This is a genomic window from Arthrobacter sp. KKT183 (genome assembly GCF_055657625.1).
Genome location: NZ_CM145770.1, coordinates 3,454,965 through 3,481,062, shown reverse-complemented (window position 1 = coordinate 3,481,062; position 26,098 = coordinate 3,454,965). Strand labels below are relative to the sequence as shown.

Below are 26,098 nucleotides of genomic sequence, written 5' to 3'. Positions count from 1 at the left end.
CCGGTGGTTCTAGGCCTTGGCTGACTGGCCGGAGTTCTGCCAGGTTTGCCAGCCAGCGTAGCTGCCCTCGAGCTCGACGACGTCGTACCCGGCCCGGCGCAGGGCGCTGGCCGCGACGGAGTTCCGCACGCCGGACTGGCAGTAGCTCACGATAGTGCCTTCGGCCGGAAGCTCATCCAGGTGCCACATGGCGCGGCCGCCGCTGAGCTGGTGGGAGCCGGGGACGTGCCCGGCGGTGTGCTCGGTCTTGTTGCGGACATCGAGCACCATGGCGGCGTCGAACCCGTCGAGTTCCTCGGGCTGGATCAGCTTCGGAGTGAAGGTGGGCAGCCCGTCGATGCCGGTAAGGTAGCCGGCGACGTTGTCGATGCCCACCCGTACCAGGTGGTCCCACATGTCCTGCGCCTGTTCCTGGTCCTTGGCCAGGAGTACCAGGGGGTTCTGATCGGTTTCCGGGTTCACCACCCAGGCGCCGTAACTCGCTACGGACTTGCCGGCAGGTACGTTCAGGGACCGGACCACGGTGCCCTTATGGACTTCGCTGTTGGGGCGGGTGTCGATGAAGGTCAGCGTGTCTTCTGCCAGGCCCGCGGCAACGATCCCGGTGGTAAGTTCGGGCAGCGGGGCGCGTTCGCCCATGACGGCCGGTCCTTGACGGTTTTCACGCTTCATCCGGCCGAAGTAGGCGTGGGCGTCGGGCTGGCCGTCGAGGAGCTCGGTGATGAAACCGGCCTCGTCGTTCGCGGCCAGGTAAGGTCCCCACCAGGAGTAGAGGCGTTCGTAGCCGACGGTGGAGGAGGGGACGGCGCCCAGGGCCTTGCCGCAGCCGCTGCCGGCGCCGTGGGCGGGGTGGACCTGGACGTAGTCCGGCAGCGTCAGGAACTTATCCCGCAGGCTCGCGAACAGCTGCTTGGCGCCCTCGAACCGGGTGTCGATCCCGCCGGCTGCCTCGTCCAGCAGGTCCGGCCGGCCCAGGTCGCCGGAGAACACGAAGTCGCCGGAGAGCAGGTAGCCGGGCTGGTCGCTGAATGCACCGTCGGTCACGAGGAACGACAGGTGTTCGGGGGTGTGCCCGGGGGTGTGGACGGCCTGGATGCTGATGTTGCCTACGGTGATCGCGTCGCCGTCGTAGAGCCGTTCACCGTCGAATTCGTACTGCCAGTCCGGCCCGCCCTCACCCGAGACGTAAATCTTCGCGCCCGTGGCGGCGGCAAGTTCGCGGGTACCGGAGAGGTAGTCGGCGTGGATGTGGGTTTCGGTGACGGCAATGATCTTCATGCCGTTCTTCGCGGCCAGGTCCTGGTAGACCGCGATGTCGCGGCGGCCGTCGACCACGACAGCCGTGCCGTTGGCCTGGCAGCCGATCAGGTAGCTGGCCTGGGCGAGGTCTTCATCGTAAATACGCTCGATAAGCATGTGGTGCTCTCCTTCGCGGAAGTGGTGGGGAGCGTTCCCCGTTGTTCTGATAACAATAATAATACCCTAGGGGGTATAACGCAAGGCCAGAGCTGGTCTTGGTCCTGAGGGTCAGGAGGTCCGCGCCGCCCGCCTCAAGAGGCGGTGCCGGAGGGAACCGAGGGAGCGCCGCCGGTCAGGAGGAGGGTTGTCGGCCGGGGCCGCGGCGTAGGTAACGGGGCGGCCGTTGCGGTACCACTCGGTGATCCCGCCGGCGACGTTCACGGTCTCGTAACCGTGGTCCGCGAGGATTTGTGCGGCCTGGCTGCTGCGCTTGCCTGAGCCGCACAGCAGGTGCAGCGTGGTGTTCGGCAGGTCCTTCAGCCGGGAGGATATGTCATCCAGCGGGATGTTGAGGCTGCCCGGTATGTGGGCGATGGCGTATTCCTCACGGCTGCGGACGTCGACCACCACGGCTGCGGGCCAGGTGGCGGCGAGTTCATCGGCCGTGATGGTCCGCGTGGCTGCCATGTGGTGGTTCCTTTTCAGGCCTGTTGCCGGGCGGTTTCGGCGTGGACTTTGTCCATGTCCAGATCTTTCACGGCCTGAATGACCCGCTCCAGTCCTCGGGCGTTCAGGGCGCCGGGCTGGGAGAAGACCAGGGTTTTGTCGCGGAAGGCCATCAGGGTGGGGATGGAGATGATGCCGGCCGCTGCGGCGAGGGCCTGCTCAGCTTCGGTGTCCACCTTGGCGAAGACAATGTCCGGGTGCTTTACGGAGGCTGTCTCGTAGGTGGGGGCGAACATGCGGCACGGACCGCACCAGGCTGCCCAGAAATCCACGAGGACGATCCCGTTGTTCTCCAGGGTTTCAGCGAGGCTCTCTTGGGTGACGTTGATGGTTGCCATGATCCGTTCGTGTCCTTCCGGTGTCGTCCGAAGCGCTTGGAGGATGTGGAGCCCTGAAGGGAGCTCAGATGACGGGGTCAGGTGGTGGGGAGGCCTGCGCGGGTCCAGGCTGTCATGCCGCCGGCCATGGTGTCCGCGGTGTAGCCTGCACCGTTGAGCGCGTCAGCGACCTGGGCGGACCGGTTCCCGCTGCGGCAGACGGCGATGACCGGGACGTTGGGGTCCAGTTCGGACAGGCGGGTCTGCAGCTGTCCCATGGGGATGTGCAGGGCGCCGGGGATCATGCCGTCGGCGACTTCGAAGTCTTCGCGGACATCAAGGATCCGGGCCTGGTCGCGACGCTGGTCGGTTTCGGTGACGGTGATTTCAGCCATGGGGTTCTCCTTCGAAAGTTCCGGGTCAAAAGCGGGGTGGTGTGGTTAGCGGACGGTTTCGCCGGCCTGGCGCCAGGCGCCTATGCCGCCGCGGAGGGAGTAGGCTTCGTAGCCCTGGGCGGCGAGGAGCCGGGCTGCGGAGGCCGAGCGGACCCCGGAGGCGCACATCGCGATCACCGGCCGGGTTTTCTGGATGCCGGCGGTGCTGGTCTGCAGCCGGTCCAGGGCGACGTGTTTGGCCTGGGGCGCCCGGCCGGTGCGCCATTCCTGGGCAGAGCGGACATCGATCAAGGTAGCGCCGGAGGAAAGAAGGTCCTTGGCCTCGGCTACGGAGACGGTTTTGTAGGGTTTGCTGAATGCCTTCTTCAGGGAGCTGATGAGTCCCATGACGTTCATTCCTTTCGTATTGATCAAGTGGCGCCCCGGCGGGGCGGCAGCGGTACTGGCTCGGCTGCCGGTCACGCCGGAGAGTGCTGGCCGCTTCGGTGGGCGCTGTTCCTGTCGTTCTTGCGCAACGGGCAGGAGTTGACGAAAAACCAGCAGATTCCGGCAGCAGTCACGGCCAGGGCAGCAACACCGGCGACGATGATCCAGCGCAGGTCCTCCGGCGCCTGTTGGGTCAGGACAAAGGTGCCCATCGCCAGGACGAACCAGCCGAATGCTTTCCGCAGGGCTGTTTCCGGGATACGGCCCGCCAGTTTGGAGCCCACCAGGGTACCCACTATCGCGGCTGCCGTGACGGCCAGGGTCAGGCCCCAGTCCAGGTGCACCGTGGTGAGGTAGCCGGCGAGCCCGGCGAAGGACTTCATGGCGATGACCACCAGTGAGGTTCCGACGGCCACGGACATCGGCAGGCCGCCCAGCAGTGCCAGGGCGGGAACGACGAGGAACCCGCCGCCGGCGCCTACCAGGCCGGTGACCAGACCCACGACGGCGCCGTCCAGCAGCACCCGGCCCAGGGGAAGTTCGTGCTTCACGGGTTCGGCGCCGTCAGCCCCGCCGGCCTTTTTCCTGCCGCGGAGCATCGCGACAGAGGTGGCCACCATCATCAGGGCGAAGGCGATCAGCAGGACCTGACCCGGGATCCGGCCGCCGAGCAGCCCGCCGACGAAGGCGCCCGCCATGCCGGCGGCGCCGAAGATCAAACCGGTCCGCCACATCACCCTTCCGCCGCGGGCATGGCTGATCACGCTCACCGCGGAGGTGACGCCGACCACGAACAGGGACGCCGCGATCGCTTCCTTGGCCTCGAATCCGGCCACATAGACCAGGATCGGGACAGTAAGGATGGAGCCACCGCCGCCCAGGACACCGAGCGAGAGCCCGATGACCACGGACAGGGCAAGGACAAGGAACAGGGTCACGGTCACGACGCTTTGGCCTCGGCTTCTACGGCCGGGCCGACCGGGAACTGCAGGATGGCGCTTTCGCGGGTAGGCTCCTTGGCGGCCTTGTTCCACGGCATGGCCGAGATCGCCTGGCCCATCGCGCAGGTGTTCGTCGCGGCGGAGAAGGTCAGACCCGTGCCAATGGCGCCGGCAAGCATCCGGATCTTCGGGGAAACGAACTTGCCGCCCACCAGGCCCAGCATCACCAGTGAGCCGGCAGCCAGGCGTACCTGGCGCTCCAGGTCCCAGCGGTCCTTGCCGCGGACCACGTCGCCGCCGGCGGCCGCGAACCCCGGGACACCGCCGGTCAGGACGTAAGCGGTGCCGATGCCGGCACCGCCCAGGCGCTGCCGTGCCTGCTCGGCCCGGACGCCGGACTGGCAGACCAGCACAACGCGGCTGCCCAGCCGGGCCGCCAGCTCATCCGTGTGCTCGGAGAGCAGCGGCAGCGGCACATTATAGGAGCCGCGGATGTGCATGGACTCGAATTCGGCGGCGGAACGCACGTCGATCACCACGAGGTCCTGGTGCTCTTTGAACCAGGACTGGAGGGTTCCGGGGGCGAGTGCGGTAACGGCTGTTGCCGTGGAAGGGGACGTCATGGGTGGCCTCTCGGAAGGGGTCGGGTGGATACCCCACGGAGTATTGCACATACCCCCGGGGGTAGTCAAAACACCCATAGGGGTATATAGTTGAGGGCAGCACCCCCATCGATGGAGACCCCCATGGAACTAAACCCAACCGAACTCACACCAGTGATCAACCGCCTCAAGCGCGCACAGGGCCAGCTTGCCGCCGTCACCCGGATGCTTGAAGAAGGCCGGGACTGCAAGGACGTCGTCACCCAGCTGGCGGCCGTGTCCAAAGCCCTTGACCGTGCCGGCTTCGCCATCATTGCCACCGGCCTGGAGCAGTGCATTGTCCAGAAGGACGCGACCATGGACCGGAAAGACCTGGAAAAGCTTTTCCTCTCCCTCGCCTAAACAGCGGACCGCCGAGCAACTTCGAGGAGCATCATGACGTACACCCTGGCCACCACCGTCTCCCTTCCCTGGGCGGAAGCGCTGGAACGCACCCGCGGGGCCCTGGCCGCGCAGGGGTTCGGAATCCTGACCGAAATCAACGTCCGGTCCACCTTCGAAGCCAAGCTTGGCGCCGAAGCTGCGGATGCCGTCGGGGATTACGTCATCCTCGGCGCCTGCAACCCGGCCCTGGCCAGCCGTGCCCTCGCCGCAGAGCCCGAAATCGGTGCACTGCTGCCGTGCAACGTGGTGGTGCGGCGGAGCGAGGACGCAGCCGTGACCATCATCGAGGCCATTGACCCGCAGACCATGGTCCAGCTCAGCGACACGCCGGCCGTGAAAGAAGTGGCAGACGACGCCGGCACCCGACTCCGTACAGCCCTCGCCGGGCTGAGTGATGCAACAAAGTAAAGGTCCATAAACAGGACGCCGGCAGAAACCGTGAAAGATGGACACGGCAGGGGCTTGCTCATTCACTCCGCTGGGCCGCTTGAGCAGGACGCCCTTGCCGGCATCCTCCGCCGCGCCTCCAACGCCCGTGCCGCACTCACCCCGGGAACTGGCATCGAAGTGGTGGTCCAGGGCCCCGGCGTCAAACTCCTCGCCACAAACTCACCCGCCACGGAGGCCGTCAATAGCGCCCGGCACCTGGACGTGAGCATCCTTGCCTGCGGCAACAGCATGCGCTCAGCAGGCCTGGAAGAAAAAGGCCTCGCTCCCGGCATTGACATGGTTCCCGCGGCCATCTCCCACCTGGCCCAGCGCCAATGGGACGGCTGGGCCTACGCCAGGCTCTAAATTAGGTGGCTCTCCGGACGCGCGCTCCGCGCCGGACAAGGCACAAAACACGATCTCTGCGTAGCCCCGTACAACCCGTGCAGACGACTTCGGACATTCAAGTGCAGACGACTTCTGAAACTAACAGCCTGTTCACCTCCAATTCCTCCGTCGATGTCGCGTTCGCCCTTCCCAAGAAAGCGCCCGGTCAAGTCTCCAAACAGGACGCGTAAAAGGGCGCCTGACGCCTAACGTGAAATTTCGTACCGATCCTCCTCAGACCCCGCCTTACCCTTTCGACCCGCTGATGGTAGACAAGTACATCTGACGGATCGTCAGAGGCGGGAAGATTGGCGCTGGCCTGCCTTGAGGGCCTCCACCTGCTGACGCAGTTGTGCCAGCTCCGCCGCCTGCGTGGACGGTACTTGCTCTGCGGCCGGCCGCGCTTTCCGGCCGAGGGCGCACTGCCCGCGCTGCATGGGTCGGAGGCAGAAAAAGTATGTCAGCGCCAGCGACGCCAGCAAGACCACTACCGGCAGGACCAGCTCGCTCATCAGAACGTTGCCCTGGATTGAGGAGTGGAGGGCTCACCACTTACGTCCCTCTGACCCGCGCGGAGCTGGTCGACCTCTGCGCGCAATTTAGCCAGTTCCGCTTCTTCCGTCGGCTTCACCTGGGCCGGGGAGCTTTTACTGCCGCGCATCATGAACCACATCATCGCGCCCATGCCGACGGGGCAGGCCAGCAATGCGAGTGCATACAGTGTTTCGCTCATCGCAGTTCCCCTTCAGTGCTTCCCGCAACGGTCTTAGTCGACATCATCGGTGCGGTGCCCATCATGTTTTCGTGCATCCGCATCATGCCCGGATTGCCGTCTTTCATCAGTTCGTGCATGCGCATCATGCCGGGGTTCTGGCCGTCAGCGTCGACATGCCGGTGGTTCTCGGAACCTGCCCCAACGCCCGTAATCGGCATGGTGCCCGCAGCTGCTGCCGGCATGGCCGCTGCCAAGGACATAACGCCCGTGCCCGCTGCCACTGTTATCCACTTTCTTAACCGCATGAATGGCTTCCTTCCATCGTCAACGTAGCTACTATGGTTCATAGTAGCAGAAGTACTAACTTGGTTAGTATCTAGATTTCGATGGCTGCGACTCTTTGTCCCAAGTCGAGGTCCACTGCACTTACGCCCCTACCGCCCCCTGCATCCTCAGGGGGCTGGGATGGGCTGGGGGGGGGGGTCGGTCCTCGAGCTCGACTGAGAGACCCAGCCTGTCCGATGGATGTCGGTTCGCCATACACGTCCACCCTGGTGCAGGAAACTACTATTTCAGATAGTATATAGCGTTTGGGTGCGGGGGTCGCCGCCCCGGCGAAGCAACGGAGAAGGCTGATGAGCGAAACCCTGTACGTGCTGGCCCCGCTTGCTAGCAGGGGCGGTGCATGACGGGCGGGAGCAGTCCGAGGGCGGGGCAGGGCATGCAGGTACGAAACGATCGCGCCGTGCTGTCCCGCCTGCGTGAGGAACTGGCGACTCTTCGGTCGGCGGCGGATTCCGGTTTCAGCGGCGAATCGTCTTGACTCCGTTGCCCGTCAGATATCCGGCGCCGGCCCGGGATCGTACCGAAGGTTTGAGTATTTGCCAGTCGCCCACGTTTGTATGTGGCCGAAATCGTCCCTTGAGCCTGCTTCTACAGGAGATCTGAATTGCCGATGCAACCGTTGCAGTGGGCTGGTACAGCGGTCAACGCCTTCCTTCCGCTGCATGGCGACCCCACCATACCGGAGGGCGCGGAAGACTTTGTCTTGTGGGCTTTGCCGGTGGTGAAGTTCTTCTTCAACGTTTCCGCCTCTGCTGTTGTTGGGTCATTGATACTGGCATGTATCGCCTTGAGGCCCGGCAGCCGCGAGTATGGGCGTGCGTTGAACTTTGCGGGTGGCTCGGCGGTCATATGGACGCTCGCCTCAGTCGCGGGTTCGGTTCTGAACTATCTGGACTCATGGGGTGAGCCGCTCACTTTCACAGAGGGGTTCGGTCAGAGACTCGGCCTGTTTCTAACCAGTGTCGGGCTGGGGCAAACCTCGCTTACCACCACAGCTATGGTCGCCGTCGTCACCATGCTCTGCTTCGCGGTGAGGCACATAGGGCTGGTGGCGCTCACCGCGACTGCTGCCATCGCAGCTTTAGTGCCCCTGACACTGAACGGTCACCCGAACTACGGTGAAGGTCACGAAGCCGGAATCCTCGCCGTCGCACTCCACATCATTTCGGCCGCAGTGTGGTTAGGCGGGCTCATCACGATTGTCGTGCTCCGCCCCGTCCTGGAACAAGCGCAGCTAAGACTCGTTGTTAAGCGCTATTCGACCTTGGCGTTGCTCGCTTTCGCCGTATTGACGTTCTCGGGATTCCTTAGATTCATGGCCACAGTTGGTAGTCCCGGAAACTTCCTTTCCCCCTTCGGTTTCCTCGTTCTCGTCAAGATCACAGCGGCTGTTGCCCTTGGCCTGGTCGGTCTTGTCCAGCGGCGCTGGGTACTATCGAGGATCGACCGTGATACTTCCGCTCGGGCGCCCTATTTCTGGCTACTGGTCAGCCTGGAACTGATCATCATGGGCGTGGCGTCCGTCCTGGCCGTTATTCTGCTGCGCTTAGACGAACCGATACCAGATGACCCGCGTGTCGACTACCGTGTGCTGGCCGAGAGCATGGCCGACCAGCCACTCCCACCCGTGCCGAGCGTTTCGACCTTCCTCACCGAGACGGCCTTTGACCCGCTGTGGTTCACGCTGTCAGCGGCAGCCCTCGCCTTATACTTCTTCGGCCTGATACGGCTACGTTCGAGGGACGTAAAGTGGCCTTTCATGCGGACCGCTTCATGGTCTGGTGGGGTACTGATGTTGTTTTACGTCACCAACGGCGGATTGAACGACTATCAGAATTTTCTGGTCAGTGCGCAGATTCTTGCCCAAATGGCACTGATGACCGTAATTCCACTCCTACTCGTGCTGGGGCGCCCTTTGGCACTCCTCCTCGCCGCAACGAATGCACGCGCCGACGGCGCGATGGGGCCGGGGGAGTGGGTCCGGGCCATAAGCCGCTCAAGCCCGGCACGGCTGCTCACCAACGCCTATGCGACGACCGCCCTCCTCATCGTTTCGGTGGGCGTGTTCTATGCATCACCGCTGCTGGAATGGGCGGCCATGGAGCTCTTGGGCCACCAGTGGATGGTCGCGTATTTCCTGGCGGTCGGCTGCCTCTTCGTTAACTCGGTGCTTCGCAGCAGCCGGATGCGTCAGGAACCAAGGTCTCGGCTGCTGCTGGCGGGACTGATCGTCCCATCCATGTTCTATGTCCTTCTCGGGCTAGGGATCATCAACTCCGGATCGCTACTTTCTGCCGACTGGTACGCGGCGATGGAAAGCCCCTGGGGTATCGACCCGTTGGAGGACCAGCAGTCCGGGGGCTGGTACATCCTTGGCCTGGGGCTAATCCAGTTGTCGATCCTGGCTATTGCGGTGGTTAGAACGCCGGGCGACGTCGGAAGCCGGCGAAACAGGGCGAGCGGGGAAGTGGAATCGGTAGCTGCTGTGGCGAAGGCAGGGAACGCTTGAACGAGAGTAGGAAAGAGCAGAACATGATCGGCAGGAATTGGTGAACAGGCATGCGTCGACGAAGGCGCGTTTGCCTTCCCGCAGAGTCGCTGTAAGGCACAGTCCGCTGCGCGCCACTGTGCAGGTTGGCGGCGAGCTCCTGATCACCGCCGGAGTGGTCGTCCTGCTATACATCGCCTGGCAGCTGTGGTGGACCAACGTCGAGGCCGGCGCGCACCACGACGACGTCGTATCGTCATTGGCCGATTCGTATGTCAGCTCTGCGCCTGACGGGACCGCCGCCCAGGAGCGCGATGCCCAAGCGGCGCGCCAGGACGACGGTGGCGAGCCGCCGGTCATGGACCCGGTTGCATACGGTGAGGCCATGGGAATCATGTATATTACCCGCTTTGGTGAGGATTATTCCGTGCCGATTGCCTCGGGCGTCGGGCTGGACGTCCTGGACAAGCTCGGCCTCGGGCACTATCCCGAAACGGGACTGCCGGGTGAAATCGGTAATTTCGCTCTGGCGGGTCACCGCCAGTCGAACGGGAAAGTGTTGGACCTGATTCATACCCTGGTTCCCGGCGATGAACTTTACGTCCACACCGCAGACGGTTACTACACCTATGAGTACCGCGACCAGGAGATCGTACTGCCACAGCGCACCGATGTTCTGCTGCCCGTACCGGCGCGCCCCGGCGTGGAACCCTCAGAACGGTTGTTGACGTTGACTACCTGCTGGCCCCGATACGGAGATGAAAAACGGGTTATCGCATATGCGGTGATGACGTCCTGGCGCCCGCTTGAAGCAGGCCCACCCGCGGCGATCGCGGACCGAATCGCAGAGATCAGCAGGAGGTGATGATCTAGTGTACGGACGGTTATTCAGACGCCTTCCCGGCCCGATGTGGTTACGAATCGCGCTATCTACCCTACTCTTGGCGGTTGCAGTGCTCCTGCTGATGCAGGTCGTCTTCCCTTGGATGGATGAGTTGCTTCCCACTAACGAATCGGTCGTAGGAGCGCAGATTTAGACGCCGTATCAACATCGGGCTGGCGAACTGCCACGGCCTCTGTGCATAGGGGTTGTTCCGCTACGACGATAGTTGGCGGTGCTTTTGGCCTGCCGCACACCGTTGCTCTACTATTTAGCTTAGTAATCATCCCTCGGCGCTGGAGGAAAGCGACACCGTGACCCAACACCTCATTTCGGCGACTAAAACCCACCGTTCCCCCAGGATGGCCTTTGGCGCCGCCGGCCTGTTGCTGGTGACCGCTTGCGCGCCGCAAGAAAACCAGAACGCTTCGGATGAAAGCCCCGTGCAGGAAAGCTCCTTCGCCCATGTGCACGGCATGGCCGTCGATCCAGAGACAGACCAGCTGCTGGTAGCTACGCACAACGGTCTGTTCACAGTGGAAGAGGGAACCGTCGAACAGGTCGGGCCGGTGAACGATCTGATGGGTTTCGCCGCCGACAGCGAAGGCCGCTACTACGCTTCCGGTCACCCCGGGCCAGGCTCGGACCTGCCCAACCCGGTGGGCCTGATCGAATCGAACGACGGCGGCAAGACGTGGCAGGAACTGTCCCGCCAGGGTGAGTCGGACTTCCACGCGATGGCTGTTTCCGAGGAAGGCGTCATCGGCTTCGACGGCACGTTGCGGATCAGTGCCGACGGTCAGGAATGGACCGAGGCCGGTGACCAGATCCAGCCCGCCAACCTTGCCGCGCTGCCGGACAGTCAGGTGGTACTCGGCACAACGCAAGAAGGCGTCCAGCGCTCGGAGGACGGCGGCTACACCTGGGCGCTACCCAAGGATGCGCCGGTGCTGTTGATGACCGCCTTCGCCAACGCGAACACGGCCGTCGGGGTGGCCCCGGACGGCGAAGTGCACATCAGCCGCGATGCGGGCCTCTCGTGGGAAGCCACCGGGGGGACAGCAACGGAGCCTGGCGCTATCACTGCCGCGCCCGGGGATGAGGACGTACGGATATGGATCGCGACGGCGGAGGGCGTGGAATTCTCGGACGACTCCGGTGCCAGTTTTTCGACTTTGGTCGAGGCAGGCGAGAACTAGTACTCATGACTGACCCACTGACCGGCGCGCCGCAGGGCGGTCCGCCCCTGTGTCCAGCCCGATGACTATTGGCGAATTCTTCGCCGACACGGTTCAGTCCGGTGCGCTCCTGGTGGCGATTCCGTTGGCCATGATTGCCGGCGTCGTGTCCTTCATCTCGCCGTGCATCCTGCCGCTAGTTCCGGGCTATCTTGGCTACGTTTCGGGCTTGACCGATCCCGCCCGCCCTGATAACCGGCGCAAGGTGTTGGCCGGCGTGGGCCTGTTCATCCTGGGCTTTGCCGCGGTTTTCACCCTCTACGGTGCGGCGTTCGGTCTTATCGGCGGGTGGATGCTGCGCTGGCAGGACCTGCTCATCAGGGTCCTGGGGATCTTTGTGATCGTCATGGGCCTGGTGCTGGTGGGATGGCTGCCGTTCCTGCAGGGAAGCCAAAAGCTATCCTGGCGTCCGCGCAGCGGCGTTGCCGGCTCTCCCCTGCTCGGAGTGGTGTTCGGTTTGGGCTGGACACCTTGCATGGGCCCGACCCTCAGTGCCGTGCTCGCACTCAGCACCACAACCGGGACCGCGTGGCGTGGAGCGTTGCTGGGATTCGTGTACTGCCTGGGGCTGGGGATCCCATTTGTGCTGGTGGCACTCGGTGTTGAATGGGTCTCCCGGACACTCGCCTTCGTGCGCCGGCACATGCGTATCTTCAATCTGGCCGGAGGTCTCCTGCTGGTGCTCGTGGGCCTGCTGATGGTTTCCGGAATCTGGACGCTATGGATTTACCAGCTCCAGAACCTGGCCGGTACCTTTCTCACCCCGGTGTAGGGAGCGCGGTTTAGCTCTTTCTCGCCGGGCAGAATCAGCCTCATACCAATTCGGCCGACCACCAACGCCAGTGCAAACAGCGCAGCGCTCATCGCAGTGCGCCTTCAGCGCTACCGGCCATGCTCCGAGCCGACCCTGTAGTGGGGCAACGACGCGTGCATGCCAGCATCACACCTGGGTGCATCCATCATCAGTTCGTCCATCCGAGCCATTTCCGGATTGTGTTGCCCCTTTCGGGATCCCGGGGTTAATCGTGAAGACCGCCAGCCCACTATGACTGGCAGTGGTGGCGATTCGTTATGGCACCTGGTCAGGGTGCCTGCTGGCCTTGACCCTCACCTACCCAGGAAGTCCGGTCGGCCAGCTCTTGCCCGCCGTTCCGCCTTATGAACGGCCTTGGGATATCGACCAGGAGTGTAATGGGCGCAGCAACCGCCGAAATTTATACTCGTTTACGCCGCTTACAGCCCTGAATAGGAGTGGAGTCCGGAGAAGTAGACGTTGACGACGGTGAAGTTGAAGATGATGCAGAGGTAACCGGTGATGGAAAGCCAGGCCGCACGGGTTCCTTCCCAGCCGCGGGTTGCTCTGGCGTGGAGGTACCCGGCGTAGATGACCCAGATGACGAAGGTCCACACTTCTTTGGTGTCCCATCCCCAGTACCGGCCCCAAGCGGCTTCTGCCCAGATTGCGCCGGCCATGAGTGTGAAGGTCCAGAGGATGAATCCGATGCCATTGAGTCGGTAGGCCAGTTGCTCCAGGGCCACAGGAGCGGGTACGAGGCGAAGGAACCCGGTGGGGCCGGCCTGGGCTGCTTTGTGGTGTCTGGTTTTGATCAGTTGCAGTATGGACAGGCAGAACGTGAGGGTGAAGACGGCTGATGCGAGTACGGCAATAGAGACGTGGATGATCAGCCAGTAGCTTTGCAGCGCGGGGATCAGCTGGGTTACGGGCGTGGGGTAGGCGACCGCTCCGGCCATCAGCATGATGAGGGCCAGCCCGGTGATCAGGGTTCCCAGGAAGCGCAGGTCCTGGAAGATGAGGCTCATGAGGAACACCGCCATGACGAGCATTGCACCGGTGGTGGTGAATTCGTACATGTTGCCCCAGGGGACCCGGGCTGCGGCCATGCCCCGGGTGATGACGCCCACCAGGTGGATGATCAGCCCGAGGATACTTACGGCGACCGCTATCCGGGCGGCGGGCCGCCGGAGGGGAGCGTATCCGATGCCGGTGTGGTCCGCTGTTTTCGGGTCGGTTTCGTTGGAGTCGGCGCCACCATGGGACCACCTGATCCTTGGTGCGCCGGTGCCGGTGCCGGCGGCGACGGCCGTGGGTTCGGGAGTGCGGGTTGGCGCTGTTGCTACGGCCGGGAGTTTCCGTGCCCGCATGAGGTCGGCTGTGAAGGCGAGGAAGGCGATGGTGTAGGTCAGTGCGGCGAGCAGCATGAACAGTTCGCTGTAATCGCCGAGCGCTTCATTGATCGGGGTCATTGTCTGCTGCCTGCCTTCTCTGGTTGGTTCCTGTCGTATTTGGCGCTCCAGTGGGTGGAGAGGAGGCCGCCGATTTTGAGTGCTTCCTTGTCCAGGCCGTGGTCCTTGCCCCTGGCGAGCAGCCCGTACTCGACCAGGGTCTGCCCGTCGGCGTTTTCGGTGGCACGTATCCAGGCCCTACGCCGGGGGATGCATAGGGTTGCCACCAGACCTATGAGTGCCAGCGAGGTGGAGATGAGCGCCATGGTTTTGCCCGGATCGAAGATGATATCCAGTGCTACGTAGCGCTTGAGGCCGTCAAAGGTGATCGATCCTTTGCCCTGGGGGAGGTCGTAGGTTTGGTAGGCGCCCAGCACGATGCCCCCGTCGGAGGTGTTTCGCCCGTTGAGCTGGGTGAGGTTGGTGGTGTCCAGCTGGTACACGTTCCGCGGTGTGCCGCCGTTGAGCCCGAGATCCCCGTAGTAGGAGTTCAGGTTTAGCTGGGGGTTGAACGGGTCGGGATCGGATCCGAATGCCACGCCCTTTTCGTCGATCACCGCTGTGGGTAGGAAGAACCCGACGAAACCGAGCTGGTCGGGTTGCGCGTCCGGGGCTTTGATAACGATGGTGGAGTTATAGGTGGCATCCTGCGGCAGGGCTGGCACCGGTCCCTGGTAGGCGATGTTCCCGTTACCGTCGCGGACCGTGACCACCGGGGCATAACCGTTACCAATGAGGTACACGTTAGTGCCGCCGAAATTGATCGGTTCGTTCACCCGCAACGTCTCGTCACGGGGTTCAACTCCGGGACGCTCCTGAACGGTCACGGAGCCGGTGAAGTCCACCGGATTGCCGTAGTTGGTTTCCCTGCGGTCGAACGTGACGTCGAAGTCTTCCAAGGTAAGGGAGAACGGCACCAGCCAGTCAGTGTCGAAGTTCGTGCCTGGGAAGAAGGAATCGTAAGCGATTTCGGTGTTGGTGAACCCCTCGTCCTCGATGACGAGCTTTTGTCCCCGGTACCCGAACAGCCCTCCGACGGCCACAGCGATGAGTACCCCGATCAGGGAAACATGGAACAGCAGGTTCCCTGCTTCCTTCAGATACCCCCGTTCGGCGGCTACAGAAGGACTCGCCGTCCCGATGTCGCGCAGCTGCACCCGGTACCCTCGACGGCGCAGAAGGACCGCTGCGTCCTGCACCGCAACCTCCGGGTCGATGTCACTGGACGGTAGGAGCAGCGTCCCGTACTGCGGCATCCGGGAGAGCCTACGCGGGGTGATCGGCGGCTGGGACCTCATGTGTTTCCAGTACACCGCTGCCCGGGGAATCACGCAGCCAATCAACGAGATAAACAACAGCAGGTAGATCGCCGAAAACCAGACAGAAGAATAGACATCGAATAGTTGAAACCGGTCCATCCACGGCCCGGTTTCGGGATTGTCTTCCAGATACTGAGTGACCACGGCCGGATTCGCGGGGCGCTGCGGAAACAGGGAACCCGGAACAGCCGCCACCGCCAGCAGGAGCAGCAACTGCAACGCCGTGCGCATACTGGTCAACTGCCGCCACGCCCAACGCAACCCACCCCGAAACCCCAAAGCCGGCTCAGCGACGGTCTTGGTCTTGGAACTCATCGGTCACCGCCTGCGCCAGGAGGAGGAGTTTCATCTGCCTGTCGGCTTCGGTTGGGCTGCAGGCAAGAGTGGTTAGAGTCCAAAAGCTCCTCCTTCGATGAGGATGATGATGCCCAGACCGATGAGCACGATGGGGAAGAGGACGCTTTCCCATCGTTCCAGGATTGCGGCGATGGGTTTGCGTGTAGCGACGTACTTGGCGGCGGCGACGAGTACGGCGACCAGGAGCAGGAAAACCACTGAGTAGGCGGCAACGGCGGCGGGCCCGACGGTGACGAACACGGGGACGTAGACCCCGATATTGTCCCCGCCGTTGGCGAAGGTTACGGCGGCGACAGTCCACACGCCGACCTTCTCGCCCGTGCTGTTCTCGTCCTCTTGCTCTTCCTCTTCCTCTTTGTCCCGCCAGGCCTTCCACGCCGCGTAGAGCCCTAGCCCGAGGGGAATCAACCCGAAGTAGGGGATGACCTCGGGGGGCAGGAAAGTCCCGGCGCCGAGGGCTACCAGAATGGAGGCCGCAATGATGCCCCCGAAACCCAGGTACTGGCCGACCCCAATTCTTGTGGTGGTTCCACGGACGCCTGCGCCGCGGGCGAAGAACAGGGACAGGACGATGATGTCATCGATGTTGGTGGCCAGGAAAAGCCCTATCGCCTGCAAAGCGGCGGGGAGGAGCTCCATAGTGTCCTTTCGGGCCAGCGGGGCTGTTCAATGTCGTCCCAGGGCCAGTCAGTGCGGCAGTCGGTCGCGGCTGGTCCCTTTTGGTCCTTGGCCGTTTAGCACTCGTAAACGTGGTTGTGGGTTTAGTCCCGTTCGACCTTTGGCGACCGCCATAACGTGCCCAGGATGAAAATGGTTACTCCTGTGGTCACGAAGACGTCTGCGAGGTTGAACGTGGGGAACCAGCCGCTGTGGAGGTAGTCCACGACACCGCGCCCGTCGAGCCGGTCGATGAAGTTTCCTACGGCACCACCAAGGAGCAGCGCCCCACCTGCCCGCGAGACTCTGGTCATGGTGGGCGCGGATTGGAGGAGGTACCAGGCCAGGGCGGTGATGATCAGGCCGGTCCCGGTGATGATGACCCAGGATGGAAGGTCACTGCCCATACTGAAGGCAACGCCAGGGTTGTAGTGCAATTCGAGGTTCAGCAACCACAGGTCGATCGTCTCCCCGCCTGCAAGCAGGGCTTCAGCTAGCGCCTTGGTGGCCAGGTCGGCGGCCGCCAGGACAGCCGCCCAGACCAGCAGCACCACTCTGAAGCGCCGGACCGGGAGGGAGGACGTCCCGGCCCTGTGGTCGGCTCTCTCGGCGCTCACGCGGCCGGTTCCAGCGCCGGGGCCGGCAGCGTGGAGGTGGTGGAGTTTTTGCGGCTGATCCGGCCGGCCCGGACGCCGTTGGCGATGACGACGATTTCGGCCAGTTCGTGTACCAGTACCACGGCGGCAAGGCCAAGGATCCCGAAGAGTGCAAGTGGGATCAGTATGGTGATCAGCAGCAGTGACAGGCCCACGTTCTGGAGCATGATGCCCCGGGTCCGGCGGGCGTGGTCGAGCACCTGGGGCAGGTGGTTCAAGTCCTCACCCATCAAGGCGATGTCGGCGGTTTCGATGGCCACGTCGGTTCCCATGGCGCCCATCGCTATGCCCGTGTCGGCGGTGGCCAGCGCCGGTGCGTCGTTGACGCCGTCGCCGACCATGGCGGTGGGCTGTCTGGCTTTGAGCGTGCGGATGATCTCTGCTTTGTCTTCGGGGCGCAGGTCAGCGTGTACCTCGCTGATTCCGGCGGCCGCACCGAGGGCATTGGCTGTGATGGTGTTGTCACCGGTGAGCATGGCAGTGGTGTACCCGGACCGGTTAAGGCGGGCGATGACGGCGCGGGCTTCGGGGCGTAGTTCATCGCGTACGGCGATCGCGCCGATGACCTGTCCTGCTTCTTCGATGATGACCGCGGTCGCGCCGGCCTTCTGCATCCGCTCGACGTGGGCTTCGAGCGGGCCGGGATCGATCCATCCGGGTCGGCCGAGGCGGACAGGGTTGCCGCCGAGTCTTCCTTCAAGACCTGCGCCGGGGACGGTGTCCATGTCCGTGACGTCGGCCCGGTGGTCCGTGGCGGCGAGGATCGCCCGGGCCAGTGGGTGTTCGCTACGCGCTTCCAGTCCGGCCGCGAGGGCAAGTACGTGTTCGCGGGTCGCGTTTCCTGTGGTGGCGACATCGATCACGGCCGGCTGGTTCCGGGTGAGCGTGCCGGTCTTGTCCAGGGCGATCGTGCGGATTTTCCCCAGCGTCTCCAACGCGCCGCCGCCCTTGATGAGGACACCGATACGGCTCGCGGCGCCCACGGACGCGACGACGGTGACCGGGACGGAGATGGCCAGCGCGCAGGGCGATGCGGCGACGAGTACCACAAGGGCGCGTTCGAACCACAGCAGCGGTTCCCCGACGATGAACCCGTAAGCGGTGATCAGGGCAGCGGCGATGAGGATGCCCGGAACGAGCTTTTTGGCGATGCCATCGGCGAGGCGCTGGCCCGGGCCCTTGCGGGACTGCTCAGCCTCGACGATGTGCACGATCCGGGCCAGGGAATTATCCTCGGCACTGCTGGTGACCTCGACCTCGAGGGGGCCGGTGCCGTTGATGGACCCGGCATAGACTTCAGCTCCGGGCCCTGCCTCGACGGGCACGGACTCCCCGGTCAGGGCAGAGGTATCCAGGGAGGTGCGCCCGGTGATGATCGTCCCGTCGGTGGCCAGCCGCTCGCCGGGACGGACCACCATCACGTCCCCTGGGACGAGTTCGGACGGAGTGACGGTGGTCTCGGCGCCGTCGCGCAGCACCCTCGCCTCGGCAGGAACAAGGTCCAGGAGCGCCCGAAGGCCCCGGCGGGCCTTCGCCAGCGAGTACTCCTCCAGTCCTTCGGAAATCGAGTAAAGGAAGGCGAGCATGGCCGCTTCCTGAACTTCACCGAGGGCGACTGCACCGACCGCGGCGATGGTCATCAGCGTGCCGACCCCGATCTTGCCTCTAGCCAGGCGCCTCAGTGTGGAGGGTACGAAGGTCCAGCCAGCGACCAGCAGCGCAACGATCTCCAACGCCAGACTCAGCCACGGCTGCGCGCCGACGTTCGCCGCTATCCATGCCACCAGCAGCAGTGCGCCGGCCGCAGCGGCTGCGCGGACTTCCGACACCTGCCAGAACCCACCGGGCTGCTCCTCGGCCTCGACCGCCCCAGGCTTGTCATCGCTGCAGCCGCATGCGTCGCTCATCAAACATTCTCCTTCGTCAACGGTGCGATCTCGTCAGCGGTACCGTAGTTCGGGCATAGGCTGACCGCGTTGCCGGTGGCAGCCAGAAGGACCTCGGCGGCCGCGAGCATGTCCATCAGTTCCGGGCGGGTCAACGAGTAGAAGACACTGCGCCCCTGCACCCGGCCCTCGACCAGGCCGCAGTCACGCAGGCACGCCACGTGGGCCGAGACCGTGGACTGGGCCAGACCCAGTTCCCCGGTAAGGTCGCTGACCCGGACTTCACCGCCAGCCATCCGCTTCACAATGCTCAGCCGCGTCTGGTCACTGAGGGAGTGGAACAGGGCGGCAGCAGGGTTGAGCCGGGCACAAGCAGCCCCGCCCGCAAGGTTGATCGTCATATGACGATCATAGCGTAGATGACTGTTTTCATCGTTAAGTCTGGCGGATGGGAATGCTACCTCTGGTCACAGTCATGGAGCGCCGCCAGATTGGCCTGTACCTGATGGCCATGATCGCAGGTGCGGTGTTTGGTTGGTTGGTTCCGGCAGCGTCCATACCCTCTCGAGTAGGCGATCTATCCTGTGCTGGAGGTGCTGCTGTTTGGGACGTCCCTGGGCATCCCTTTCGCCTCAATCGGCGCTGCGTGATGTCCGGTTCATGGCGACCGTTCTTGGGCTGAATTTTGTGATAGTCCCGGGCATTGTCTTCGGCCTGTCACGTTTCGTTGCAGGTGATCAGGCTCTGCTGATCGGGGTGATGATGGTGCTGCTGACCCCCTGCATGGATCATGTAATTGTGTTTTCCGGTTTGGCCGGCGGTTCGAGTGACCGGCTGCTTGCTGCTGCGCCGCTGCTGATGCTGACGCAGATGCTGCTGTTGCCCCTGTATCTGCTGGTTTCGTCGGTCCGGATCTGGTGTCAGCGATTGAACCCGGGCCTTTCATCGAGGCGCTTGTCCTGCTGATCATCACTCCGCTTGCTCCCGCGGCGCTCACCCAATACTGGGCTAAACGGACATCCGCCGGCCGGTCCGTGATGTCAATTATGGAAGCGCTGATGGTTCCTCTGATGATGATCACGCTGGCCGTCGTCATCGGCTCGCAGATCGTCGGCGTCGGAAACGAGATCGGTTCCCTGCTGTCGGTTATCCCCGTTTATGGTGCGTTCCTCGTGGTGATGGTCCCGCTGGGTATGGCAGCGGCCCGGGTCGGGGTACTGGACTCCGGCAGTACGAAGGCTGTCATGTCCTGCAGCAGTGGGAAGACGTCGTCGAACTCGAAACGATGGACCGCAAGGACATCATCATCCCGATCAAGCGGCCACCGGACGCGATCGATCCGGTCTGGTTCGCCCGGACCGGTGACTGGGTCTACCCGATGCACTGCCACGCCGAACCATCACAAACAGCAGCCGGCGGCCTATACCCCGGCGGCCTCGTCGCCCACTGGACCCTCAAGGGCCCGAACCCAGGAGCCACACCGTGAGCATCTTCAGCCGCAAACGCAACGAAACACGCACGAGCCGACGCTCGGTCCGTGCAATCGAGAGAGCGCAGGAACTCGCCGAACGCAAACGGCAGGAGGAAGCACGCAAACGCGCGGAAGCACAACGCCAACGGGCGAAGCGTGTTAAACCCGCACCGAAGCCCACCCCGACCCCGAAACCCACTCCCAAACCCACCACTCGCAAACCGTCGCCGAGCCCGCGACCCACCACAGCTAAGGCCACTCCCAAACCGTCCACAACGACCAAACCAACCGCGACAGCACAACCAACCGCCACAGCACAGCCCAGCGCAACAACCAAACCCACGGCAACAGTGGCACCCACGGCGACAACGGCACCGACAGCAACCGTGGCACCCACGGCAACCGTGGCACCCACGGCAACCGTGGCGCCGACGGCGACAGCGACACCAACAGCATCAGCCTCGCCTTCACCGACGCCGGCGCCCACGCCGGGAGCCGAGGAGACTCTGCACCACCGGTTCCAGAGCCAGGTGGACTTCAGCTCAGACCAGCTGGAGGTGGAGAACCCGGTCACCGAATTCCGACAGACTCCGGCGCAATCGGTCCAGCTGGACGTCCACAACCGCGAACTCCGGATGGATGACGGCGCTACGTTTGAGATGTGGAGCTTCGAGGATGAGACGTACGAACGGGGTTTCCCCGGCCCCACGCTCAGGTTGCAGGAAGGCAAAATCTTTCACGGCGCCGTCAGCCCGAGCATGGGCCCACACACGATTCACTGGCACGGGATGGAACCCGATCCGCGCAACGACGGCGTGGGACACACCTCCTTCGAAGTCGACGGAGAGTACACCTACCAGTACCAGCCCGAGCCAGGCCGCCCCGGCGACCCCAATTACGGGGCAGCAGGAACCTACTTCTATCACTGCCACGTCAACACGCCACTGCATGTCCAGATGGGAATGTTCGGCCCACTGGTCATCGACCCGGTAGTACACCCGGACTACCCGGTGACTCCCGGCGCCCGTCGCGCCTTCGTTGACGGCCCCGAGTACGACATCGACACCGAGGCACTCTTCGCTCCGTACTGCCTTGACCCCCGCTGGCATGAGATGGGCCACGCTGAGGGCCTATCAGGGGAGGACGCCGGCCTCAACCGATTCGAGCCCAAACACTTCTACCTGTTAGGTGGAGAACTGGTACGGCGCCCGGCGGGCAGGGAGCGTGTGTGGAGCCTGTCCGGTCTGCGCGCCAATGTGGTGGGCGGCCCAAAAAAACCAACACTGTTGAGGACAGTGAATGCCAACTATCTGCCCAATATGGTTACCTTCACCAACGCCGCAGGGGAGGAAGTGAAGCTAGCTGAAATCATCTGCCATGATGGCCGCCCGTACCGAGACACCTCAGTACCAGGGGCCCCCGCTATCAGCTGCAGGGACGCAGGATACCCGTTGATGACCAGCAGGCTCGCCTACGGTGCCGCCGAGCGCTACGACATGCTGCTGCACCCGCCGGCACCCGGCCGTTACTACATGCGCGTCGAATGGGAAGACTGGATCACCGGAGTGGTAGTCGGAACACGCACCGTCCCCATCGAGGCCAGCTAACCCACTCGGACCAACGAAATGAGCGGCGCCTGTGAACCTCTGGCATCTGTCGCCCCACCGCATACTTCTCGCAAGGTGATTGTCGATGACAATTGCGCCGGTCGGGGCTGCTTAAAAATAGGGATACCCCTAACGGGCCATTAAGGGTGAGTGTGTCAAGTAAAACTGGCCCCGGTAGGACGGTTATTTCTGGCCCCACCTTGGTCTACTGTTTCGCGGACAGCAGCGACCACTGTGAAGCGGCCGAACTCTGTCGATGCAGCGGGCTGGGATGGATACCGAGAGTTTCAACGTGTCACGTGTAACGATTTGGCCATCGCGACTGCCGCCCCCTTGCGGTTGTAGCCGGAGAACCTTACGTTCAACTCACTTACTACTTTTGTGAATAAGGGGGATCTGTGTTAGAAGCTCGAAAGTCTCTTAAAGCTACGGTGATCACGATGATTGCCACGCTCATGATTCTGCTCTCCGCGTCTGGTGCTAATGCGTACGTTTACAACGGAGGAAAATGGGGGTCTGCAAACATCACTGTCTACATGTACCCCATGTCGTCGAAAAGCGTGTCAGCATGGACCGCTGCTCGAGATAACTGGTCCCAAGCGACCGATGTAAACCTGTATGCGGGTTCTCCAGGAAGCAACATCACCTTGAATGAAACCTACAATGCCAACGTCACCTGGGACGGCATCGCTTACACATCCAGGTCCGGCGGCGTCTTCCTATCACCAGCTAATGCATACCTGAACACCAGGTACACGAACGGGTACACGAACATCAAGACCCGGGGAGTCGCCGCACACGAGATCGGCCACACCATCGGGCTGGCTGATGTGAACTACCAGACGCTTATGGCCGGAAATACGCCACTCCGTGGAGGGATCTACTACCCCACCAACGACGAAATCACCGGAATTAACAGGCTCTACTGAGGGGGATAAGGACGATGAACAAGACAAAAATAGTTGGCATACTGCTGGTCGCGGGATTGATGCTGACAGGGTGTAGTACCGGACAGAGTAGCGAAGCGAACAAGGTAATGAGCCTTACCCCAAGCTACGCAGAACTGTTCACGACTGTTCCTGGTCTGACTAAGGCCGCCGATGCAGTGGTCGTGGGAACGGTGACCGCATCCGTCGATGCTCCACCTGTGGACGGACTTCCATTTACCAATGCTCTGGTGGAGGTTGAGAAATGGGTGAAGGGCGGCGCGGAAGGTAACCAAGTCACCATCCACCAAACTGGGGGCACCCTCGACGGCGTAGCCTTCCTGGATAAGGACAACCCGCTATTAGAGGTAGGAGAGCGCGGTATCTTCTACCTCCAGAAAGTTCCGGCCGGCTATGCAACCCTGAGCGGTCCAACTGGACGAATGACCGTTGCCGAAGGCAAAGCACTCCCTCTGCCGGCATCCACACTGACCGACATCGGTACATCCAAGGATGTCTCCGCGGTTATCGCCGAAACCGAAAGACTCAGCAACGAATAAGGCCGACGCACAATAGAGGGGGACGTTATCACCGTGTAGAGGTAACGTCCCCCTTTTGCTGCTTCTTCCAATCTGCCCCCTAAAGTCGCTACTCCTTGACCAACTGTTGCGCCTTGGTGTGGGCAAGCCGGTAAGAATCGGTGCCGGTTTCAATGATTGAGCCGTTGAAGGTGAGCCGGTCGACGATAGCGGCGCAGAGCCTGGGATCGGTGAAAGTTTTGGTCCAGCCGGAGAAAGACTCGTTGGAGGCGATCGCGATGGAGTTCTTCTCCTCACGTTCAGTCAAAACCTGGAAAAGCAACTCAGCGCCGCGACGGTCCAACTCCATATAACCGAGTTCGTCGATGCAGAGCAGGTCCACTCTCCCGTAGCGAGCGATGGTTTTGGCGAGCACTTTCTCGTCGGCGGCTTCGACGAGTTCGTTCACGAGCCGGGTGGCGAGGGTGTATCTGACCCGGTAGCCCTTCTCTGCTGCTGCGGTACCTAGCCCGATGAGCAGGTGGGATTTGCCGGTGCCGGAGTCCCCGATGAGGCAGAGCGGTGATCCTTTCCGGATCCACTCCCCGGTGGTAAGAGTGTGGATGGTGGCGGGGTTGATGTTGGGGTTCGCGTCGAAGTCGAAGTCCCCCAGCCATTTATCCCGTGGGAAGTTCGCGGCTTTGACCCGACGGATTGATGAGCGTCTGTCCCGGTCATCGCATTCGGCCAGCAGTAGCTCGGCTAGGAAACCCTGATAAGACAGCTGCTCTTTCCCGGCGACGCTCAGCGCTTCGTCAATAACTGCCCGGACCGTGGGTAGACGCAGCCTTCGGCAGGCCTGATCGACGGCCGCGACAGCGGCCTGTTCAGTGAGCCCTCGGCGCCGCCGCAAGGTCGGGGTGACAGTGGTGGGGGCGTTAGGGCTCATGAGATGTTCTCCTTCGACGCGCTGGCGGCGGCTGTGTGACTGCGTTTTGCAAGCAGTTCGTCATACACGCTCACCGATGGGACCGGTCGGCTGTCTGACGGCAGGCCAGCGATCACAGCGGCCGGTTCCATCAGGCGGCGCTGAGTTAAACTGACAACCCGGTGCACTTTCTTCTCATTCTGAGCACCACGGTAGGCGATGGACTGACGGTCCAAAGTGGCTCCATCCCCAGAAGCCTGCGAGCCATCTCCCGTTGCATAAGTCCTCGCTACATGGCGGCGTGCTTCAACCGCCACGACGTCGGCGCTGACCGCGCCCACACTCAGCGCTGCGGAGATCCCAGCTTCGATGTCTTCGGCGCCCCATGAAACGGTGGAGCAGGAGGACGTCGATGAGTTCCCGGGTGCCGTCCGCGTCTCCGTTGACTCGGCGGGAGGCAGCCCAGAACGCGTCATGGGCGCTGGTGAATGTCCCGGCATCGCGGGCCCGGGCCAGTGCGGTGGAACCGGGAAGGGCACCGGGTTTGGTTTTGAGGACCTCGAGGTAGTGATCCAGCTGCACGGATTGGCCGTGCTTGACGATGATCCGTTGATGCCTGGCAACCACCATCCGTCCGTCGAGGACCAAGACCTCGGAGGCCCGCAAAGAGACCCGCACGTTTCTACCGATGAACCGGGCTGGGACGGAGTACTTCACCGTTCGGACGGTGATCATCGCTGACCGGTCCACCCTGGGATGCAGTACCAACCCGGGATCGAAGGATTCTGCGGGTAATGCTGCGAGGAATGTTCGCTCGGTGTTGAAGTCCTGACCGATGGTGCGGATCCGGTCGTTGATTCGCCGGCGGTCGTCCTGGGCCTCCCAGAGTCGGATGCGGTCATTGAGCTCATCCAACGATTCGACGGCAGGCATTGGTGAGAGTCGGTTGCGGCGGAACCATCCCACTTCACCCTCAACCCCGCCCTTCTCGTGCGCCCCGGTGATCCCGGGTTGGCAGTAGAACGCATCGAAACCGTAGTGGGAGCGGAACAGTACCCATCGGTCGTTCTCTTTACGTTGGCGTCCTTGCCCGAACACCACGGCAGTGACCGCACTGGTCAAGTTGTCATAGCGGATGTGTTTGGTCGGGATACCACCCAGCACAGTGAGGGCATCAATATGGCCTTCGAGGAAGGCTTCCTGGGCCTGCGTCGGATAAACGCGGTGGATAGCCTTGCCGGAGTGGGAGAGCCGCAGGACGAACATGTGACATTTCGTCTTCACCCCGTTGAGCACCACCCACACCTCTCCGAAGTCGACCTCGGCTTCAGCGCCCGGGGCATGTTCCTGGGGAATGAAGACCTCTACCCGTCGGCCGGCCTCGACATCGATCTGCGCCCGACGAACCCGCACGTAATCGCGGACGGTTGAATACGACAATTGCTCAGCCGCGTGTTCTTCGATAAGCCGGGCGAGGATTCTGCGCGCGGTATGGCGTTGCTTCCTGGGCGCAGTCGTGTCCTCGATGAGCATCGTGTCGATGGCAGCCTTGAAGGGATCCAACCTCCAGGACACGCCTTGTCTTGGCTTTCGCTCTGGCGGTGATGCTGAGGCAAGGGCTTGCCGGACTGTCCTCCGGTGAACCCCATATCGGGTTGCCAGCGCACGAACCGAGAGGCCCTCAACCCGGGCATCCCTTCGTATCCGTGCGAATATCTCCACTCTCGACTCCATCCAGACCAGCCCTCCATCGCACTCATCAATTTGATGAGTCCAACGGTGGCGGTGGGGCCACATATAACCGTCACAACAACCCGGCGAGTCATAAAGTGGGGCCAGATATAAGCGTCCTACCCCTACGTGTCAGGCTGGAGCGGTACCACGGTGACAGAGCAAGTCAGCTTAATCGCGTGGGGCGAGAACCAGGAAACCGATCATTATGTCTAATCTAGTTTTG

The 26,098-nt window shown here is 62.8% G+C and carries 29 protein-coding genes and 1 pseudogene; 12 read left to right on the top strand and 18 right to left on the bottom strand.

The window, feature by feature from the left end; translation table 11 throughout:
- Positions 1–9: 9 nt before the first annotated feature.
- From ACZ2GY_RS16415 to ACZ2GY_RS16385, 7 genes are all read right to left on the bottom strand, one after another.
- Positions 10–1,416: an MBL fold metallo-hydrolase gene (locus tag ACZ2GY_RS16415; protein ID WP_471672515.1), complete on the bottom strand. Its 1,407-nt coding sequence runs from the start codon at positions 1,414–1,416 to the stop codon at positions 10–12.
- Positions 1,417–1,527: 111 nt separating this feature from the next.
- Complete coding sequence (locus ACZ2GY_RS16410; RefSeq protein WP_171586606.1) at positions 1,528–1,926, bottom strand: rhodanese-like domain-containing protein; 399 nt, start codon at positions 1,924–1,926, stop codon at positions 1,528–1,530.
- A 14-nt stretch (positions 1,927–1,940) separates the two neighbouring features.
- The gene (locus ACZ2GY_RS16405; RefSeq protein ID WP_192477228.1) at positions 1,941–2,303 is read right to left on the bottom strand and encodes a thioredoxin family protein; all 363 of its coding nucleotides are present in this window, start codon (positions 2,301–2,303) and stop codon (positions 1,941–1,943) included.
- Between the two features lie 77 nt (positions 2,304–2,380).
- The gene (locus ACZ2GY_RS16400; protein ID WP_171586604.1) at positions 2,381–2,677 is read right to left on the bottom strand and encodes a rhodanese-like domain-containing protein; all 297 of its coding nucleotides are present in this window, start codon (positions 2,675–2,677) and stop codon (positions 2,381–2,383) included.
- A gap of 45 nt (positions 2,678–2,722) precedes the next feature.
- Positions 2,723–3,064, bottom strand: a complete 342-nt coding sequence (locus ACZ2GY_RS16395; RefSeq protein ID WP_171586603.1) for a rhodanese-like domain-containing protein — start codon at positions 3,062–3,064, stop codon at positions 2,723–2,725.
- 71 nt (positions 3,065–3,135) lie between these two features.
- Positions 3,136–4,047 (bottom strand): sulfite exporter TauE/SafE family protein, encoded by a 912-nt coding sequence (locus ACZ2GY_RS16390; protein WP_171586602.1) that lies wholly within the window; start codon positions 4,045–4,047, stop codon positions 3,136–3,138.
- On the bottom strand, positions 4,044–4,667 hold the full coding sequence (locus ACZ2GY_RS16385) for a rhodanese-like domain-containing protein (RefSeq protein WP_171586601.1): 624 nt from the start codon (positions 4,665–4,667) through the stop codon (positions 4,044–4,046). The genes ACZ2GY_RS16390 and ACZ2GY_RS16385 overlap by 4 nt, the downstream gene beginning before the upstream one ends.
- Before the next feature lie 123 nt (positions 4,668–4,790).
- Here ACZ2GY_RS16385 and ACZ2GY_RS16380 point away from each other — a divergent pair, with 123 nt between their 5' ends.
- Genes ACZ2GY_RS16380 through ACZ2GY_RS16370 form a run of 3 tightly spaced genes read left to right on the top strand, consistent with a single transcriptional unit; the run spans position 4,791 to position 5,885 of the window.
- Positions 4,791–5,048 carry a metal-sensitive transcriptional regulator gene (locus ACZ2GY_RS16380; protein ID WP_142117514.1) on the top strand — a complete coding sequence of 86 codons (258 nt, stop codon included), beginning with the start codon at positions 4,791–4,793 and terminating at the stop codon, positions 5,046–5,048.
- A gap of 33 nt (positions 5,049–5,081) precedes the next feature.
- Positions 5,082–5,498: a DUF302 domain-containing protein gene (locus ACZ2GY_RS16375; RefSeq protein WP_171586600.1), complete on the top strand. Its 417-nt coding sequence runs from the start codon at positions 5,082–5,084 to the stop codon at positions 5,496–5,498.
- Positions 5,499–5,528: 30 nt separating this feature from the next.
- Positions 5,529–5,885: a DsrE family protein gene (locus ACZ2GY_RS16370; protein ID WP_471672513.1), complete on the top strand. Its 357-nt coding sequence runs from the start codon at positions 5,529–5,531 to the stop codon at positions 5,883–5,885.
- A 314-nt stretch (positions 5,886–6,199) separates the two neighbouring features.
- Here the strand turns inward: ACZ2GY_RS16370 and ACZ2GY_RS16365 are convergent, their stop codons facing one another.
- Genes ACZ2GY_RS16365 through ACZ2GY_RS16355 form a run of 3 tightly spaced genes read right to left on the bottom strand, consistent with a single transcriptional unit; the run spans position 6,200 to position 6,926 of the window.
- Positions 6,200–6,418, bottom strand: coding sequence for a hypothetical protein (locus tag ACZ2GY_RS16365; RefSeq protein ID WP_090588463.1), 219 nt, complete (start codon positions 6,416–6,418; stop codon positions 6,200–6,202).
- Positions 6,418–6,639, bottom strand: coding sequence for a hypothetical protein (locus ACZ2GY_RS16360; protein WP_471672512.1), 222 nt, complete (start codon positions 6,637–6,639; stop codon positions 6,418–6,420). Before ACZ2GY_RS16360 ends, ACZ2GY_RS16365 begins: the two co-directional genes overlap by 1 nt.
- Positions 6,636–6,926 (bottom strand): hypothetical protein, encoded by a 291-nt coding sequence (locus ACZ2GY_RS16355; RefSeq protein WP_139186323.1) that lies wholly within the window; start codon positions 6,924–6,926, stop codon positions 6,636–6,638. The genes ACZ2GY_RS16360 and ACZ2GY_RS16355 overlap by 4 nt, the downstream gene beginning before the upstream one ends.
- Positions 6,927–7,576: 650 nt before the next feature.
- Here ACZ2GY_RS16355 and ACZ2GY_RS16350 point away from each other — a divergent pair.
- From ACZ2GY_RS16350 to ACZ2GY_RS16335, 4 genes are all read left to right on the top strand, one after another.
- Positions 7,577–9,475 carry a bifunctional copper resistance protein CopD/cytochrome c oxidase assembly protein gene (locus ACZ2GY_RS16350; protein ID WP_471673610.1) on the top strand — a complete coding sequence of 633 codons (1,899 nt, stop codon included), beginning with the start codon at positions 7,577–7,579 and terminating at the stop codon, positions 9,473–9,475.
- Positions 9,476–9,545: 70 nt separating this feature from the next.
- Positions 9,546–10,319 (top strand): class E sortase, encoded by a 774-nt coding sequence (locus ACZ2GY_RS16345; RefSeq protein WP_471672511.1) that lies wholly within the window; start codon positions 9,546–9,548, stop codon positions 10,317–10,319.
- A gap of 329 nt (positions 10,320–10,648) precedes the next feature.
- Positions 10,649–11,533 (top strand): F510_1955 family glycosylhydrolase, encoded by an 885-nt coding sequence (locus ACZ2GY_RS16340; RefSeq protein ID WP_471672510.1) that lies wholly within the window; start codon positions 10,649–10,651, stop codon positions 11,531–11,533.
- 61 nt (positions 11,534–11,594) lie between these two features.
- Complete coding sequence (locus tag ACZ2GY_RS16335) at positions 11,595–12,344, top strand: cytochrome c biogenesis CcdA family protein (RefSeq protein WP_471672509.1); 750 nt, start codon at positions 11,595–11,597, stop codon at positions 12,342–12,344.
- A 461-nt stretch (positions 12,345–12,805) separates the two neighbouring features.
- Here the strand turns inward: ACZ2GY_RS16335 and ccsB are convergent, their stop codons facing one another.
- The 6 genes from ccsB to ACZ2GY_RS16305 all read right to left on the bottom strand — a co-directional run bounded on the left by ccsB (position 12,806) and on the right by ACZ2GY_RS16305 (position 19,092).
- The gene (gene ccsB / locus ACZ2GY_RS16330; protein ID WP_471672508.1) at positions 12,806–13,837 is read right to left on the bottom strand and encodes a c-type cytochrome biogenesis protein CcsB; all 1,032 of its coding nucleotides are present in this window, start codon (positions 13,835–13,837) and stop codon (positions 12,806–12,808) included.
- Positions 13,834–15,450 (bottom strand): cytochrome c biogenesis protein ResB, encoded by a 1,617-nt coding sequence (gene resB / locus ACZ2GY_RS16325; protein WP_471672507.1) that lies wholly within the window; start codon positions 15,448–15,450, stop codon positions 13,834–13,836. Before resB ends, ccsB begins: the two co-directional genes overlap by 4 nt.
- A gap of 72 nt (positions 15,451–15,522) precedes the next feature.
- The gene (locus ACZ2GY_RS16320; RefSeq protein WP_471672506.1) at positions 15,523–16,131 is read right to left on the bottom strand and encodes a cadmium resistance transporter; all 609 of its coding nucleotides are present in this window, start codon (positions 16,129–16,131) and stop codon (positions 15,523–15,525) included.
- A 122-nt stretch (positions 16,132–16,253) separates the two neighbouring features.
- The gene (gene lspA / locus ACZ2GY_RS16315) at positions 16,254–16,766 is read right to left on the bottom strand and encodes a signal peptidase II (RefSeq protein WP_471672505.1); all 513 of its coding nucleotides are present in this window, start codon (positions 16,764–16,766) and stop codon (positions 16,254–16,256) included.
- Positions 16,763–18,712 carry a heavy metal translocating P-type ATPase gene (locus ACZ2GY_RS16310; RefSeq protein ID WP_471672504.1) on the bottom strand — a complete coding sequence of 650 codons (1,950 nt, stop codon included), beginning with the start codon at positions 18,710–18,712 and terminating at the stop codon, positions 16,763–16,765. The genes lspA and ACZ2GY_RS16310 overlap by 4 nt, the downstream gene beginning before the upstream one ends.
- Positions 18,712–19,092, bottom strand: a complete 381-nt coding sequence (locus tag ACZ2GY_RS16305) for an ArsR/SmtB family transcription factor (protein WP_471672503.1) — start codon at positions 19,090–19,092, stop codon at positions 18,712–18,714. The genes ACZ2GY_RS16310 and ACZ2GY_RS16305 overlap by 1 nt, the downstream gene beginning before the upstream one ends.
- 202 nt (positions 19,093–19,294) lie before the next feature.
- Between ACZ2GY_RS16305 and ACZ2GY_RS16300 the strand changes: the two genes are divergently transcribed.
- The 5 genes from ACZ2GY_RS16300 to ACZ2GY_RS16280 all read left to right on the top strand — a co-directional run bounded on the left by ACZ2GY_RS16300 (position 19,295) and on the right by ACZ2GY_RS16280 (position 23,255).
- Complete coding sequence (locus tag ACZ2GY_RS16300) at positions 19,295–19,657, top strand: bile acid:sodium symporter (protein ID WP_471672502.1); 363 nt, start codon at positions 19,295–19,297, stop codon at positions 19,655–19,657.
- 319 nt (positions 19,658–19,976) lie between these two features.
- Positions 19,977–20,177 (top strand): hypothetical protein, encoded by a 201-nt coding sequence (locus tag ACZ2GY_RS16295; protein ID WP_471672501.1) that lies wholly within the window; start codon positions 19,977–19,979, stop codon positions 20,175–20,177.
- Complete coding sequence (locus ACZ2GY_RS16290) at positions 20,174–21,769, top strand: multicopper oxidase domain-containing protein (protein ID WP_471672500.1); 1,596 nt, start codon at positions 20,174–20,176, stop codon at positions 21,767–21,769. The genes ACZ2GY_RS16295 and ACZ2GY_RS16290 overlap by 4 nt, the downstream gene beginning before the upstream one ends.
- 647 nt (positions 21,770–22,416) lie before the next feature.
- The gene (locus ACZ2GY_RS16285; protein WP_471672499.1) at positions 22,417–22,698 is read left to right on the top strand and encodes a matrixin family metalloprotease; all 282 of its coding nucleotides are present in this window, start codon (positions 22,417–22,419) and stop codon (positions 22,696–22,698) included.
- A 14-nt stretch (positions 22,699–22,712) separates the two neighbouring features.
- The gene (locus tag ACZ2GY_RS16280) at positions 22,713–23,255 is read left to right on the top strand and encodes a hypothetical protein (RefSeq protein WP_471672498.1); all 543 of its coding nucleotides are present in this window, start codon (positions 22,713–22,715) and stop codon (positions 23,253–23,255) included.
- 88 nt (positions 23,256–23,343) lie between these two features.
- Here the strand turns inward: ACZ2GY_RS16280 and istB are convergent, their stop codons facing one another.
- A complete protein-coding gene (gene istB, locus ACZ2GY_RS16275; RefSeq protein ID WP_471672497.1) occupies positions 23,344–24,162 on the bottom strand; it encodes an IS21-like element helper ATPase IstB in 819 nt (272 codons plus the stop codon).
- A pseudogene (istA, locus tag ACZ2GY_RS16270) lies at positions 24,159–25,875 on the bottom strand (IS21 family transposase). The gene istB and the pseudogene istA overlap by 4 nt, the downstream one beginning before the upstream one ends.
- Between the last annotated feature and the right edge of the window lie 223 nt (positions 25,876–26,098).